Annotated in this window: 12 protein-coding genes and 1 pseudogene; 5 read left to right on the top strand and 8 right to left on the bottom strand. The window is 41.2% G+C overall.

Annotation, left to right across the window (positions count from 1 at the left end):
• Positions 1 to 112: 112 nt before the first annotated feature.
• Positions 113 to 508: pseudogene (locus tag APA_RS16240) on the top strand (DNA-binding response regulator); the annotation flags it as partial.
• A 172-nt stretch (positions 509 to 680) separates the two neighbouring features.
• Here APA_RS16240 and APA_RS25600 read toward each other — a convergent pair.
• Both APA_RS25600 and APA_RS16230 read right to left on the bottom strand, forming a co-directional pair.
• Complete coding sequence (locus APA_RS25600) at positions 681 to 3,692, bottom strand: transporter substrate-binding protein (RefSeq protein WP_201323303.1); 3,012 nt, start codon at positions 3,690 to 3,692, stop codon at positions 681 to 683.
• 196 nt (positions 3,693 to 3,888) lie between these two features.
• Positions 3,889 to 6,300 carry a hybrid sensor histidine kinase/response regulator gene (locus APA_RS16230; RefSeq protein WP_201323302.1) on the bottom strand — a complete coding sequence of 804 codons (2,412 nt, stop codon included), beginning with the start codon at positions 6,298 to 6,300 and terminating at the stop codon, positions 3,889 to 3,891.
• A gap of 259 nt (positions 6,301 to 6,559) precedes the next feature.
• Here APA_RS16230 and APA_RS16225 point away from each other — a divergent pair, with 259 nt between their 5' ends.
• The 3 genes from APA_RS16225 (at position 6,560) to kaiC (ending at position 9,385) form a co-directional block, all read left to right on the top strand.
• Positions 6,560 to 7,441: a circadian clock protein KaiA gene (locus APA_RS16225; protein ID WP_201323301.1), complete on the top strand. Its 882-nt coding sequence runs from the start codon at positions 6,560 to 6,562 to the stop codon at positions 7,439 to 7,441.
• An 83-nt stretch (positions 7,442 to 7,524) separates the two neighbouring features.
• Positions 7,525 to 7,824 carry a circadian clock protein KaiB gene (gene kaiB, locus APA_RS16220; RefSeq protein ID WP_009626105.1) on the top strand — a complete coding sequence of 100 codons (300 nt, stop codon included), beginning with the start codon at positions 7,525 to 7,527 and terminating at the stop codon, positions 7,822 to 7,824.
• Positions 7,817 to 9,385, top strand: a complete 1,569-nt coding sequence (gene kaiC / locus APA_RS16215) for a circadian clock protein KaiC (protein WP_201323300.1) — start codon at positions 7,817 to 7,819, stop codon at positions 9,383 to 9,385. The genes kaiB and kaiC overlap by 8 nt, the downstream gene beginning before the upstream one ends.
• 30 nt (positions 9,386 to 9,415) lie before the next feature.
• Here the strand turns inward: kaiC and APA_RS16210 are convergent, their stop codons facing one another.
• Positions 9,416 to 9,907 (bottom strand): pentapeptide repeat-containing protein, encoded by a 492-nt coding sequence (locus APA_RS16210; RefSeq protein ID WP_201323299.1) that lies wholly within the window; start codon positions 9,905 to 9,907, stop codon positions 9,416 to 9,418.
• A gap of 120 nt (positions 9,908 to 10,027) precedes the next feature.
• Positions 10,028 to 11,050, bottom strand: a complete 1,023-nt coding sequence (locus APA_RS16205) for a homoserine kinase (protein ID WP_201323298.1) — start codon at positions 11,048 to 11,050, stop codon at positions 10,028 to 10,030.
• A gap of 238 nt (positions 11,051 to 11,288) precedes the next feature.
• Between APA_RS16205 and trmB the strand changes: the two genes are divergently transcribed.
• The gene (trmB, locus tag APA_RS16200; RefSeq protein WP_201323297.1) at positions 11,289 to 11,927 is read left to right on the top strand and encodes a tRNA (guanosine(46)-N7)-methyltransferase TrmB; all 639 of its coding nucleotides are present in this window, start codon (positions 11,289 to 11,291) and stop codon (positions 11,925 to 11,927) included.
• Positions 11,928 to 11,944: 17 nt separating this feature from the next.
• Here the strand turns inward: trmB and APA_RS16195 are convergent, their stop codons facing one another.
• The 4 genes from APA_RS16195 to trpS form a co-directional block, all read right to left on the bottom strand.
• Complete coding sequence (locus tag APA_RS16195) at positions 11,945 to 12,346, bottom strand: HNH endonuclease (protein ID WP_201323296.1); 402 nt, start codon at positions 12,344 to 12,346, stop codon at positions 11,945 to 11,947.
• Positions 12,346 to 12,705, bottom strand: a complete 360-nt coding sequence (locus tag APA_RS16190; protein WP_201323295.1) for a hypothetical protein — start codon at positions 12,703 to 12,705, stop codon at positions 12,346 to 12,348. Before APA_RS16190 ends, APA_RS16195 begins: the two co-directional genes overlap by 1 nt.
• A 175-nt stretch (positions 12,706 to 12,880) precedes the next feature.
• Positions 12,881 to 13,396 carry a hypothetical protein gene (locus APA_RS16185; protein WP_201323294.1) on the bottom strand — a complete coding sequence of 172 codons (516 nt, stop codon included), beginning with the start codon at positions 13,394 to 13,396 and terminating at the stop codon, positions 12,881 to 12,883.
• 89 nt (positions 13,397 to 13,485) lie between these two features.
• The gene (gene trpS / locus APA_RS16180) at positions 13,486 to 14,484 is read right to left on the bottom strand and encodes a tryptophan--tRNA ligase (RefSeq protein ID WP_201323293.1); all 999 of its coding nucleotides are present in this window, start codon (positions 14,482 to 14,484) and stop codon (positions 13,486 to 13,488) included.
• Positions 14,485 to 14,574: the final 90 nt, after the last annotated feature.

Raw genomic sequence — 14,574 nt, 5'->3', positions numbered from 1 at the left:
GCAAGGATTTCGCTAATTTGAGAAGGTATCATATGAAGGTCGCACCCGTCAAAGTGTTACCTTCTTCCTCTTTGCACACTACTTTCCGCTTAGTCTCTTTTTCAGCAAGCCCTATCTAGTTAAACCATTTAGTATTGAAGAACTACTGGCTAGAATCCAAGCAAGATTACGTCGAATGTCTTCTGACGTTTCTGACAACTTACAGTTTGCCGATTTAACTCTTAATCGCCTCACCCGCGAGGTCTATCGCGCTCATCAAAAGATCGAACTAACTGCCAAAGAATTCGATCTTCTGGAATTTATGTTGCGACATCCACATCAAGTTTTAACCCGTGATCAAATCCTAGAGTCTGTATGGGGATACGACTTTATGGGTGAGTCAAATATCATCGAAGTCTATATTCGCGCATTACGCATCAAATTAGAAGCAAGCAATCTTAAACGTTTATTACATACAGTACGCGGCGTGGGATATGTATTGCGAGATCAAGTAGAATCTACACATTAGTTCTTAAAGCCCATATTTTACTAGTAATGGAAGGCAAAAAAAACATAGTAATTTCCGACCAAACGAACCAAAAAAAACTTGTTAAAAGTGTTGCAAAGCAACACTTTTAACAAGTTTTTTTGGTTCTGCTTTGAGCCCAAAGTGCTGAAAATAGGTTCTAATATATCGATCACTATACCGAAGCAGAGATGCTTTGCGACACCTCTTGGCTTAATTCCAATACATCAGGTTTTAGTTGAGACTTACTATCAAGCAACATATAGGTATCCATTTCACCTCGGCCCTTAACAAATATTTTGCCGCGATGCCAGAAGTTATACTTATCTTTGAGTAACTCATAGGTTGTCTGTGTGACTTGAATCCCCCCTGCTAAACCATGAGATTCCATCCGACTAGCGACATTGACAGCATCCCCCCAAAGATCGTAAATAAATTTACGGATGCCAATTACCCCTGCCACAACTGCACCCGTATTAATCCCAATTCGTAAACGGAAGGGAGTATCGTCACCACGGTTAAAATTAGAAATTGATTTTTGCATAGCTAGAGCCATCTCAGCGATCGCTTCTGCATGATCGGAGCGGGCAGTTGGCAATCCTCCAACTACCATATAGGCATCACCAATTGTTTTAATTTTTTCTAATCCCAACTGATCGGCAAGCATGTCAAAAGAAGAGAAAATTCCATTGAGCATAGTCACTAAGTCATTAGGGGAAACTTGCGAAGAGAGCGCTGTGAAGTCCACAATATCCGCAAACAATATGGAGACATTTTCCGATCTTGAAGCGATCGCATTATTCCCGATCTTCAGTTGATTGACAATCTCTTTTGGCAAAATATTTAGCAATAAATTTTCAGATTTTTCTTGCTCGGCTTTGAGAGCTTGTTCCGCTTTCTTGCGCTCTGTAATATCTTGAACAAGTCCTTCATAGCCAATAAAGTTTCCTTGTTCATCATAGTTAGCTCTAGCATTAATCAAAATCCAAATGATACTGCGATCGCTTTTATATACCAAAGCTTCAAAGCTTGCCACAGAACCGTCAGTTTCAATTTGATGCAGAAATTCTTGATAACGATGTGGTTCAGCAAATAGCCGATATGGATCGACCGCCACTTCAGTCATTAGCTGTGTAGGAGTTTCATAGCCATAAATATTCGCAAGCGCAGGATTAGCGTTGATATAACATCCATCAGTTTGCGCCTGAAAAATGCCCTCGATCGCATGTTCAAAAATGCTGCGATACTTCTCTTCCGCTTGGCGAAGGGACTCTTCGATCTGTTTTTGATGACTAATATCAATAATCACACCATCCCAGACCGTATCACCATTTTGATTGCGATGGGGTTGAGAAATGATTCTCACCCATTTAACTTTCTTAAAGAAACTAGAGACTCGATATTCATGCTCAAAAGTCATCAGTTCTTCGGCTGATATTCTTACCATCTCACTGAGTGCTGCGCGATCTTCAGGATGAGCCATATCAAATACCCATTCCAAATGCTCAGTAAACTCTTCAACGGATATGCTAAATATTTCTTGAGTACGAGGGCTGATATAGGGCATCGAGACGCTACCATCGGGATGTAAAACTGCGCGATAGACGACCCCCGGCACATTGTCTGCGATCGCAGAAAATCTTTGCTGACTTTCTCGTAGCAGTACTTCTGCTTGCTGGCGATCCGCCGCCTCATTTTGCAAACGTTTGATCGTCTTTTGTAATTGGAGCGTGCGTTGCTCAATCCGCCGTTCCAATAATTCATTGGCATCCCGCAACTCACCTTCAACATTTAACAGATCGGATTGCGCTTTGAGTAAGCGCTGATTTGCTTTAAACATTTTAGACATCGCCGCGCGAGTAATTTCAGGAGCTAGTTGGTTACGACCTTTACTCTGACCACGGCCTAATAGACGTGTAATTGTAAATTCCAGATCTTGAACTTCTTTTTCAAATTTCCAGCCTCGCTGAATGCCTTGGGCAATTTCCATAAGCATCTCAATTACTACGATTGATTGGTTTGGATTTAACTCCTCTGCTCCCAACCAAGGCAGTGGTTTAATCGGATCGACTGTGTATAAGATTTCAAATTTTCCTGTCGAATTAACTTCGGCAACACGACAGGCTGTGGCAATGTGATGGTTGAGCGCAATCATCATTTTGCCAGCAGGTGCTAAACAGATTTGATCGTAGACAGCTTTACGAACTGGTAATACATCAAAAGTTTGGACAGCTTCAACTGCTTGCTTCCACAAAAATACTTGAGTATAGGCGGATTGCATTACCGCATTAACTGCTAGCGATCGCTCCTGCTTTAATCCAAACCAAATGGCGAATTTACGCAGAAAATCAAGATTTTGGGCTGTCTCTATGCTTTGAAAATAATTTGCACAAGCAAGATGACCTGCGATCGCAGATGGATCGATATTTTGGCTGAGTTGCCACAGTTCCACATCCGTTAATCGCATTGATAAAATGGGAATATCTTCAGCTTTAATTCCAGCTTCGGCATATTGCTGTAAAAAAGCTATTGATTTTTCGGGATTCAATGTGCTAATGACAGCATCAGGGACTATATGCTTAATTTTGGCAATACTATCGTGATATTCGGACGCATTTTGCGGGATATAGTCTTCACACAATATCAAGCCATTTTGCTGCTTGATTTGAGCGCGAATAATTTTATTAACCGTACGTGAATAAATTCCGTCGGTTCCGAGCAAGTAAATGCTATTTCCTTTGTTTTGTAGCAGCCAATTAACTGCTGGCTGCACAACCTGATTGGGGCAAGCACCCGTATAAAATACATTCCTAGAAGATTCTAGCCCTTCGTAATAATAGGGATACCAAAGTTGAGCTTGATGTTTTTCGAGGATGGGAATAATACTTTTTCGAGATGAAGATGATCCGCCACCAAATAAGTTGCTAATATTCAATTCTGATAGTAGGTATCGAGCTTGTACCGTAATGTTGTAGTCATTAGAAGCGATATCTACAACGATTGGTTCGACAATTTTTCCTAATATGCCTCCCGATTGATTAATCTCTGCGATCGCCATCAAGGTTGCATCTTTAACCAGCGCATCGCCAGTGCCCATAACGACACTCGGAAAGTGCATCACGCCGACTCGGATGACTTCAGTCCTACTATTACTTTCAATATTTAAGGACTTAGCCTCTCGATTCATTGGTCGATACTCCATACCTTAAACTTGATATATTTACTGAGAGGTGGCGCTTTGCGCCGCCTCTCACTTACTCATTTTTATCTAATAGCTAACTATAATACCTCTTAAATCTAGCTTAATCTATTGCCAAATATGTTCCGCGAAATGGCTCAAAATCTAGATATAACAATCCTAAATAGACTCGCTATTTAAAAAATTAGCGATCGCGGCTTATGCTTGCTGTATTCGCAAAAGAATGTGGAATAACATAACATATAGCATTAGTGATCGACTGATGCAAAGCCAACAAAATCTCAGTTCTAGCTATATCTACATTGTCTAAATCTAGGCTTAGGCAATCATGTAAATTCAGGTTTATAAATCGATTTTGAAGCCAATTAATTTCAGCGATCTCGGACTTAGTAATAATTAAGATTGGCAAACTGGATAGTAACTCTAACTTACTAATATCTTCTAGATACTTCAATAAAAACTGATTGTCACCATTAAGTAGAACCAAATCTGGCTGCCAAATTTTGGATAACGCATCTCCTTGAGGCAAGTCTTCGGCTTCTAGTAGACAATGACCAAGATCTTGAAGTAAACCAATTACAGGGTCTTCCAGATTGTGATTTAAGTATAAGAATTTGAGAGATTTCGGAGCTGCCACGTAGTTGGGCAGAAACACGCTAAGTTCTTCCGATTTGATCGGTTTGATCAAAATTCCATCCGCTTGATGGGAGTTGATTTTGGGTTCATCAGCATGTTTCATCATTACTACGCGAATATGCTGCGTTATTGGATCGCCCTTGAGTAATGCTAAAACATCCCAGCCCGATAACATTGGCACATTTGGACTTAACAAAATTAAGCAAGGCTGCAAACGTCTTGCTTTTTCTAGAGCTTCAGTTCCCGATCGCGCAATTACTACTTGATAATTGAAATCCGCCAGAGTATTTCTTAGCCAATCCACAGCCTCCATAGAAGTTTCCACAATCAATACTAAGCGACCATGACTGATGTCAATCCGCTTTTCAAGTTGCTCAAGATTACGGCTAGTCTCAGGAGGCAACAAAATTGTAAACTGACTGCCCACATCTACCTGTGAAACAAAGGTAATATCGCCACCATGCAAACGAGCTAGGTGTCTAGTTAAGAGCAAGCTTGATCCAGTCCCTTCAAAGCGTCGAGTTAGGACATTTTCGACCTGTTGAAATTTTTGAAATACTAAGCTTTGTTTTTCTTCAGGAATGCCAATCCCCTGATCCCAGACAGTGATTGCGAGCCAGCCTTCCCACCATCGCACCGTAACCCCTATTTTGGGAGGTGTAGACGGTACATCATCAACTAATTCCGATGGAAAAAAACTAAATTTAAAAGCATTGGAAAGCAGGTTTATGAGCATTTGCTGCAACCTAGTTTCATCCGCATAAATTGTTTGCACCGTTGGATCGATATCTAAATGAATATCCAGTTCCCAACCTTCCTCAAAGTGATAGTTTCGGAAAATCGTGGAATCTTGTTGAACGAGCTTTTTAACCTGTTGAATACTTTTTAGGCAAATATCTTTTACAGAAACAGTCTCGGCATATAGTTCTAGTTGTCCTGACTCGGCTTTGGCGAGGTCAAAAATATTATCAATAATCGAAACTAATTGCCGACCGCTTTGATGAATCATCTTCACATAGCGACTTTGGCGTTCATTCAGTTCTCCAAAAGTATTGTTACTCAATAAACTAGCAATCCCAATCACGGAAGTTAAGGGCGTTTTTAACTCATGATTGATACAGGTCAAGAATTCATCTTTGACTCGACTTAGCCCCGCTAGCTCTTGAGCGAGATTCTTTTGGGCAGTGATGTCGTAGGCGATCGCTAGATCTAGTCCTTGCAGACTGCCTTGTAGGGCGACACTAATCACTTGCCAAGTAAATGATGCACCATCAGTAGTACAGAACTGGTGAGTTACTGGTAGATTTGGTTCAAGTACTTGGGGACTATTCTCAACATGATGATTATTAGTCGATATTTTGCTAGTAGTCTCAGCTATTGGCGATATATATGCCGCAGCATTACTGAGTAAACTTTCGTGTAAGCTATTTCGCCATGCAGAATTCATCCCCACGATTGCCCCATCGCGATCGCTGATCATCACGGGTAGTGGTAATTGATAGATCAGAGGCAATAACAACGAGGTTACAGTTGGGCTTTGGCTTTGCTCAACTTGCACCAGCGATCGCAATAATTTTGAGACTTCCAAAAGCGCCGTAAATTTCCCATAGTCATCAACTAAAGCCCATATTTCCGCCGAATGCCGATATTGCGAAATTCTTTGCAAAAAATCAGCGATCGTCATCGAGATCGAGATCGCAGGTAATGGCTCCAGATCAATATCTTCTAACGCGATCGATGGCGCTACAAACGCGCAATTATCTGTCTGCGATTGCCAATTTAATAAACATCTTGTATTAAATAACCCCTGAGGCAAATCGTTTTTATCTAACACCACAACATTAGACCATCCTTTTTGAAGAAGGCTTAACGCCTCAGCAGTATGGGTGGGCAGTCGGCAAATTGCTACCAGCGACTGTCCATATATCTCTAAAGACTGATTTAAGGTGAGAGAGTCCATATGCTGAAATGCTTACGGGTTATGGTTAATACAGCACAGATCGGACGAAACCCAATAAATTTTTTTAAATGTTGCCAAGCAACACTTTAAAAAAATTTATTAGTTCGGATATTAGCGGAAAGTACTGTAAGTGTCATTTATCACTAACAACCTATAAATTTCTATATAGTACGATCACCAATTTCACATGGTTTCGTCATTTAAGTGCGAAAATAAAGATTAAGATAAAATTTCAGCCATTACCAACCACCAATAGCCCGTGCCTGTTATTTCTAATCTACAAGTATGCTGTTTGGTGGCTAAAGATAATGTCAACCAAACCAAATCCACTCTTGCGAAGTTTTTGCCAGAGGATCGATACACAATTACAGTTGTTTCCGAATTAGAAGGACTTGTAAGTTTATTAACAAAAACCCAAAATGCCCAAGATTGTCTAGTTATATTTAAAGATGTCAAGAGAGATGTTGAGGCTGTAGTCGATCATCTTGGCATGTTAAATATTTTCATGCCGACCATCCTAGTCCTAGAAGATCTTTATGAACAAAGCGAACCCCCTTATGAACAGATCGAATCAAAAGACTTTTATCGAGCCAGTATCAGTATTAATCTTGCTCAGCTTCAAGATCTGCCAACGATTATCGATCAAGCGATCGCCACTTTTATCAAGATTTCGCCACAAGTTAGACACCAAGTCTATGTCAATATTCCATGCAGCGATGCTTCCGAATCTTTAAGTGTTCAACAACAAAGGCTAGCTCAAAAGCTAAATGAGAGATTGGGGTATTTGGGGGTGTATTACAAACGCGATTCACGATTATTCCTGCGTAACCTATCTCCTGAGGATAGGAAAGAATATAGCGATCGCCTAAAGAACATATATCGGTCAATCATCCTAGAGTACTTTCTCGAAAAAAACGATGATTTAAACCAAAAGATTGATGAATTCGTTAATCTCTCATTTTTTGCTGATATTTCTGTGTCACAGGTTCTAGAGATTCATATGGAACTGATGGATGAATTTGCCAAGCAATTAAGACTAGAAGGCAGAAATGATGAAATTTTACTAGATTATCGAATTACGCTAATTGACATGATTGCCCACCTATGTGAGCTATATCGACGATCTATTCCCCGATCCTAAAACAATAGAGCAAATGCAAAGATTAATTCTATAGAAGTTTAAGAGATACGTTATAAATAGCCGACGCAACCACAATTAATGAAATGATTCGTAAAACTTACGTCCTAAAACTCTACGTCGCAGGCAACACGCCAAATTCGGTGAGAGCACTGAAAATGCTCAACGATATCCTTGAGAAAGAATTTCAAGGCGTTTATACGTTGAAAGTCATTGATGTGCTTAAAAATCCGCAACTAGCTGAAGAAGATAAAATCCTTGCTACTCCCACCTTAGCAAAGGTTTTACCGCCGCCAGTTAGGAAAATTATTGGTGACCTGTCTGATCGCGAAAAAGTTTTAATCGGACTAGATCTACTATATGAGGAATTAATTGGCAATGACTAGCCCATCAATTGAAATAAATAACGATAGCAGCGATACCAAAAGACAAGAGCTAGGTGTGCAGAAGTTACGCACCATGATCGAGGGGTTAGATGACATCACTCATGGAGGACTACCCAAAGGGAGATCGACTCTTGTTAGTGGGACATCAGGTACTGGAAAAACTCTTTTGTCAATGCAGTTTCTCTATAACGGCATTACGGGCTTAGACGAGCATGGCGTATTTGTTACTTTTGAAGAATCGCCGTCTGACATTATTAAAAATGCCCATAGCTTTAATTGGGATCTGCAAAAACTGATCGATGAAGGGCGCTTATTTATCCTTGATGCTTCTCCAGATCCTGAAGGTCAAGAAGTAGTTGGCGATTTTGACCTGTCAGCACTGATCGAGCGCATTCAATACGCAATTATCAAATACAAAGCGAAACGGATCTCCATTGATTCGATGACCGCTATCTTTCAGCAATACGACTCGCTTGGCCTAGTCCGACGCGAAATATTTCGGATTATCGCTCGACTTAAGTCTCTGGGCGTAACCACAGTCATGACCACTGAGCGCGAATTAGAATATGGCCCTGTGGCAAGATTTGGGGTAGAAGAATTCGTTTCCGATAATGTAATTATTTTAAGAAATGTCCTTGATGGGGAGCGTCGCCATCGCACCGCCGAGATTCTAAAGCTGCGGGGTACAACCCATATGAAGGGCGAATTTCCATTTACGATGACCAGCAAAGGCATTAATATATTTCCCTTGGGCGCAATGCGCCTTACCCAAAAATCATCTAATACCAGAGTCTCTTCGGGTATTACTACACTTGATGAAATGTGTGGTGGTGGCTATTTTAAGGATTCGATTATTCTTACAACTGGGGCAACTGGTACGGGCAAAACCCTGATGGTTAGTAAGTTTATTGAAAATGGTTGTGAAAATGGCGAACGGGCGATTTTGTTTGCCTATGAGGAGTCCCGCCAACAGCTTACGCGCAATGCTTCATCTTGGGGAACCGATTTCGATAAATGGGAAAGTTCTGGCTTATTAAAAATTATCTGTGTTTACCCTGAGTCATCAGGATTGGAGGATCATTTACAGGTAATTAAGTCGGAAATCGAAACATTCAAGCCCTCTCGTATTGCGATCGACTCCCTCTCAGCATTGGCGAGAGGCGTAAGTAACAACACCTTCCGCCAATTTGTGATCGGCTTAACAGGCTATGTCAAGCAAGAAGAAATCACAGGCTTATTTACAAACACCACCGATCAATTCATGGGTTCACATTCGATTACAGAGTCACATATTTCGACAATTACAGACACGATTATTCTGTTGCAATATGTAGAAATTCGCGGGCAAATGTCGCGTGCGGTCAATGTGTTTAAGATGCGGGGATCGCGCCATGACAGCCGTATTCGTGAATATGTCATTACCGATGAAGGCGCACAAATTAAGGATTCATTCCAAGGATTCGAGCGGATTTTGAGTGGATCGCCAACGAGGGTATCTGTGGATGAAAAATCAGAATTATCGCGGATCATTCGAGGCGTATCAGTTGAACCTTTAGAATAAAAAAAGGAGCGCGTTGCGCTCCTTTTTTTATTAACAGCCTAGAGATTCGCGAGTATCAGTGCCTGTTTTAGAGTTTGTGCCAGATGCATTAACACAAAGTTTTTTTAATTGCTGAACATCTAGCAGTGCATTGGTGAAATCAGCACCTGTGACATCCACATTATCAAAGGTCGATCGCAACATATTGGTATCAGCTAAGATTGCATCACTCAAATCAACATTCTTAAACCTCGTAACATAAGCTATTCCCGAACTAAAATCGCTGCCATGTAGATTGGCTCCATCTAATAAAACGCCATTGAAGAGTGCGCCTCGTAAATCAGCATTTGTAAAATTTGCATCCTTTAAAGTGATGCTAGTAAATTCGGCCCGAATTAAGTTTTTTCCAGAGAAGTCTTCGCTTCCTGCTTCGTTCAAGATGGAGCGAGTAACGCTGGAGGAGCTAGCAGCTTGGACTGGGCATGGACTTAAAAAGATGATTGTGGCTAAGATGATGCTGGTGATGAATCGCCAATATTTCATGATTTATTGAGAATTATTTAGAATTATTTAGATCAAAAGTTCTTTTGTTATAGCATTTCTTGTAAGGCCAAAAAAGCAGATGGAGCACTTTGCGCCCCATCTGCTTTTTTGGCTTTAATTTTAAAAAGGTTTCCAGTCGGGCGATCGCAACATCTTAAAATGCTCAAGACGTTGGTGGAAGTAACTAGCATCGAGCTTGCTGTGATTATGCACGATCGCAGATTTGACACTGATCGCCCATGACCAGATCTGCGCGACTTGGATTAAGGGTTGCATACAACTTAACTCAATGTCTTCAAGTGGCTGTGATGACTGATAGCCTTGCAAAAAAGCTTTGCGGACGCTAGGACTGATCCCTGCTTGCAAAGTCACTTGCAGAAACTTGGCAATGTCAAATGATCGCCAGCCATAGCCGCATTGATCAAAATCAAATAGGGTGATCTCGTTGGTGTCAGTAAAATGGACATTGCCACTGTGGGGATCGCCCCAGCAGACACTCCAGATCGGGAAAGTTTGTGGAAGATGACAGATTTGTTCTTTGATTTGGGCGATCGCATCATTCATATACGATCGCGCTGAACCATGCAAAAACGGTGACAAGTCATGTAGTGAGTCATCTAGTAAATATTCGATCGTCAAATGGGGGCGATCGATCCGACAGTAAAAATTTTGAGCAGCGCCGTGGAGATTAGCTAAAGTTTCACCTAATTTTTGCGCTTGTGCTTTATTCAGATCCCCAATAGCAACTTGACCTGCGGCATAAGTAAATAAAGCAGCATAGCGTTTACCTTCAAGGGCAGGAATCTCGATCGCTAGTTGTCCATCATTAGTTGTGAGGGGATGGGCAACAGGAATATAATTTTTGTGCAAAAACGCTAATAATTCTAATTCAAATTCGATTTCTGCTTTAGAGCGCCAATGGGCATGGGAAACTCTCAGTACATAGCGGCGATCGCCTGCTTCTACGAGATAGATGTCGCTCAGTCCCCGCATCCAGAAGACACAACTGGTAATTTCGCCCACGGCATATCGGCATAACACTCGATCTACCAATGCTTGCGTTGCAAGGGTGGAATAGGTTATGGGAAAAAGATGGTCAGACATATTGGGGACATGCTTTAGAGACCAATCTGCGACAGGCATAGCGATCGATAAATTGATTAATTTTTAGCTCTATCCAGATATATCGCAGAGCAGGGATCAAAAGTGTTTGCCAAAAACCAAAAGTCGTTTTTTGTCAGTTGCTTGGACAAGATAGAAGCTGCGGCGCAAAGCGCCACAGCTTCTATCTGAGGTATTCTTAAATAATATGCAAAACTCCTCAACGTCCCAATCCAATCGATCCGCAAACGAAATCATTGTCAACATTAGCAATGAAAATGTGTCGCCGCGGGCGCGTGTACGTGAACACGTTAACCCTTTAGCCAAAAAATACAGCGTTGCGATCGCGCCGCCAGTCTGGACAGAAGTTTATGCTGATTGCTCAAAGCCACTCAGTTTGGATATTGGCTCGGCAAGAGGACGCTATATTTTGCAGACGGCGCAACTCAAGCCAGATTGGAATTTTTTGGGTTTAGAAATTCGGGAGCCGCTAGTAGATCGCTGCAATGAAGTCCGTGATGAACTAGGTTTAAAAAATCTGCATTACATTTTTTGCAATGCCAATGTGTCGCTAGCAGGATTATTAACTAAAGAATCATTGCATGAAGTCACAGTCCAATTTCCCGATCCTTGGTTTAAGCGTCGCCAACAAAAACGCCGCGCCGTCCAACCCGAATTAGTGGCGACTTTAGCTGAGTTACTTGTGCCTAATGCCGATGTATTCTTGCAGTCAGATGTTTTGGAAGTAGCTGAAGATATGCGCCAACATTTTGATGCAAATGAAAATTTTATTAATCTCGCTGGGACAGGAAACTTTGCCGATGATTCGATTTTCCCTGAACATATTCCCACCGAGCGCGAAAGTTCAGTCATTTCTCAAGGTTTACCCGTGTATCGTGCTTATTTCAAACGGAAATAGGTTTGGTTGAGTTTTAACTACGGAAACAAACCTAGACGAATCGATAGTTGCCTTGCTCCCACCTGAGCAGGACTATTCATTTCGAGATACTTGACTGTAACTTCTCCAGTTTGAGTGATTCCTATGATCGCGCCGATTTCGGTATTGACATAAAAGTGTTCATGCCATTTTTCGTTTCTCGGATGAAAGACAGCGACATTACTATTGAGAGCAGCTAGATTTCCAGTAATACGGCTTCCTTTGCGAAGATTGCAAGAACGACATGAAAGAGCTAGATTATCTGGCGCATTTATACCTTGTCGAGAAATTGGAATGATATGCTCAACTTCAAAGGGAAAATTAAAAACGATCTCAGGTGCTTGGCAGTACTCACAGCGATGGTTTGCACGTTTAGCGATCGCAACATAGTAAGGATTCATTAATTCTGTTGCGGCATCAAGATGGCTGTACGTGCTGTTGCTGCTTTTAACTCAGCTTCAACTAATTGATCTAACTCTTGTTGTTGATTGATTGGTAATTCTTGGTCTTGATCTCGTGCAAGTCTCCACAAGTCCATTAATTCTGATAAGCGTTTTTGTTGCTCAGCCCCAAAAATTGAGTCAGGCTGAAAGCTTTGAATAAGAACAATCGCACTAAATTCTATTTCACCTAGTTGAGTAGTTAATGCATCTAAGGCCTGCCCCGCAGTTTTACCCTCAGAGTGTTTGTCACCCGCAAGGGCGCGATATGATTTTTCACCTTTAGGATCAGAAATTGGCAAGATTGATACGGTAGCCATACTTTCATCTCAAAGTTACTTCTCTAATCGTAGCTCATATCAATTCCCAAAAGAAATTAGTAGGGTGGGCATTGTTCACCCTACTAATCTTGGGGTTTATTTTCAATAAAGACTTGAGAATGGCACATCTTCAAATGAGTTCATGAGTTATTACATTTTTGTAAATAAATACTTTCTAACCATTATTTTTTTCAATAGTTTGACGCTCCCACTTAGTTAGACAGGTTCCCGTTAATACTACATAAATTGCCACGCCGACAGGACCTGTGATGAAAATTGAGAATAAGCCAATTGTGGAAGCTAGCACCCACAAGATTTTCTTTTCAAAACTCTGATAAATGCACAGGTATTGCATACATCCAACGGGAAGAGTAACAAAAATCTTAAGAAGGCTATTCTCAGGATTAGTTAAAATAATCCAACCGAGGATTGCGCCTCCAACAGATGCTGGTATCCACCATCTTAATCCAGTAAAAAATCTTCTTAGTACTAGCCACTGAGCAGCAAATGCAACACTTGAAGCTGGCAGTACAGAAACAAAAGAATGAAATACATTATAGTAAGGAATACTACTAGAATAAAGAGCCCAAGATACACTTATACTCAATACCGCGAATATCATACCCAAGACAAATCCAAATGTATTAGTTAGTATCCATAGTCCTAATATATTTCGTTTAGAATTTGACATTATTTTGGTGAGTAAATAAGTTTTTTGATAGTTTCTGAACTCTATATTTAGCCTAGATTTACAATGATTTTGAATGTGGTTTGGCAAACTTACAACGGTGGTAAATAACCCATTGCATCTTTGACTGCATTCAGAGTTTTAAAAGCAGTCTCGGCAGCTTTTTCGCGCCCATCATGTAATACGCGATCAAGGTAGCCTGACTCCTTTACCACTTCATCATACTTAGTTTGAATCGGCTCAAGATGCGCGATCGCAGCATCAGTCAACACAGTCTTAAAATCACCCCAACCGCGCCATGTCGCCGCCTCAGCTTGAACCTGTTCCTTAGTTTTATTGGCAAAAATTGCGTATAGCCCAAGTAAATTATTTGCCTCAGGGCGATCGCTATCATCAAAAGCTAACTCGCGTACTGCATCGGTTTTACATTTCTTGATTTTTTTAGCAATCTCATCAGGCTTATCTAACACATGAATCCGACTCATTTCCGAAGGATCGGACTTGGACATTTTTTTTGTGCCATCGGTGAGGCTCATCACTCGTGCTCCTTCCTTACGAATTAATGGCTCAGGCACTTTCAAAACTGGCGCAAATTGATCGTTAAACCTTCCTGCCACATCCCGCGTTAATTCCAAATGCTGTTTTTGATCTTCACCAACAGGCACTAGATCGGCTTGATACAGCAAAATATCCGCCGCCATAAGCACAGGATAGTCCAGCAGCCCTACGCCCACATTTTCGCCTTGCTTGATCGCCTTCTCTTTAAATTGGATCATTCGCTCCAACCAATTAAGCGGTGTGATGCAGTTGAGCAGCCAAGTTAACTCGGCATGTGCCGAAACATGGGACTGCACAAAAATTGTGGAAATACTGGGATCAATGCCACAAGCAATATATAGAGCGGCAATATCGCGAGTGTTGCTAGCTAGAGTCTTCGGATCGTGGGGAACCGTGATCGCATGTAGATCGACAACACAAAAGAAATTTTCGTAATCAGCCTGAGTCTCTACCCAGTTGCGAATTGCCCCCAAATAATTGCCAATGTGAAGGTTGCCAGTCGGTTGTACGCCAGATAAAACTCGTTTTTGCATGGGATTTTTAAGATCATGCAAGTGAGCGCTTTGCGCTCACTTGATATTTGAAAGGTTGATAATGTATAACATCATAGAATCAGCGCGAAG

Source organism: Pseudanabaena sp. lw0831 (assembly GCF_016584665.1).
Taxonomy (GTDB): domain Bacteria; phylum Cyanobacteriota; class Cyanobacteriia; order Pseudanabaenales; family Pseudanabaenaceae; genus Pseudanabaena.
Note: the sequence above shows the minus strand (reverse complement) of the source record. Positions and strands in the feature narration are given on the sequence as shown.

Coding starts and splice junctions, on each gene's coding strand:
- kaiB (WP_009626105.1), top strand. CDS start 7,525: ATGATTCGTAAAACTTACGTCCTAAAACTCTACGTCGCAGGCAACACG.
- APA_RS16230 (WP_201323302.1), bottom strand. CDS start 6,300: ATGGACTCTCTCACCTTAAATCAGTCTTTAGAGATATATGGACAGTCG.
- APA_RS16185 (WP_201323294.1), bottom strand. CDS start 13,396: ATGTCAAATTCTAAACGAAATATATTAGGACTATGGATACTAACTAAT.
- APA_RS16205 (WP_201323298.1), bottom strand. CDS start 11,050: ATGCCTGTCGCAGATTGGTCTCTAAAGCATGTCCCCAATATGTCTGAC.
- APA_RS16210 (WP_201323299.1), bottom strand. CDS start 9,907: ATGAAATATTGGCGATTCATCACCAGCATCATCTTAGCCACAATCATC.
- trpS (WP_201323293.1), bottom strand. CDS start 14,484: ATGCAAAAACGAGTTTTATCTGGCGTACAACCGACTGGCAACCTTCAC.
- APA_RS16195 (WP_201323296.1), bottom strand. CDS start 12,346: ATGAATCCTTACTATGTTGCGATCGCTAAACGTGCAAACCATCGCTGT.
- APA_RS16190 (WP_201323295.1), bottom strand. CDS start 12,705: ATGGCTACCGTATCAATCTTGCCAATTTCTGATCCTAAAGGTGAAAAA.
- kaiC (WP_201323300.1), top strand. CDS start 7,817: ATGACTAGCCCATCAATTGAAATAAATAACGATAGCAGCGATACCAAA.
- APA_RS25600 (WP_201323303.1), bottom strand. CDS start 3,692: ATGAATCGAGAGGCTAAGTCCTTAAATATTGAAAGTAATAGTAGGACT.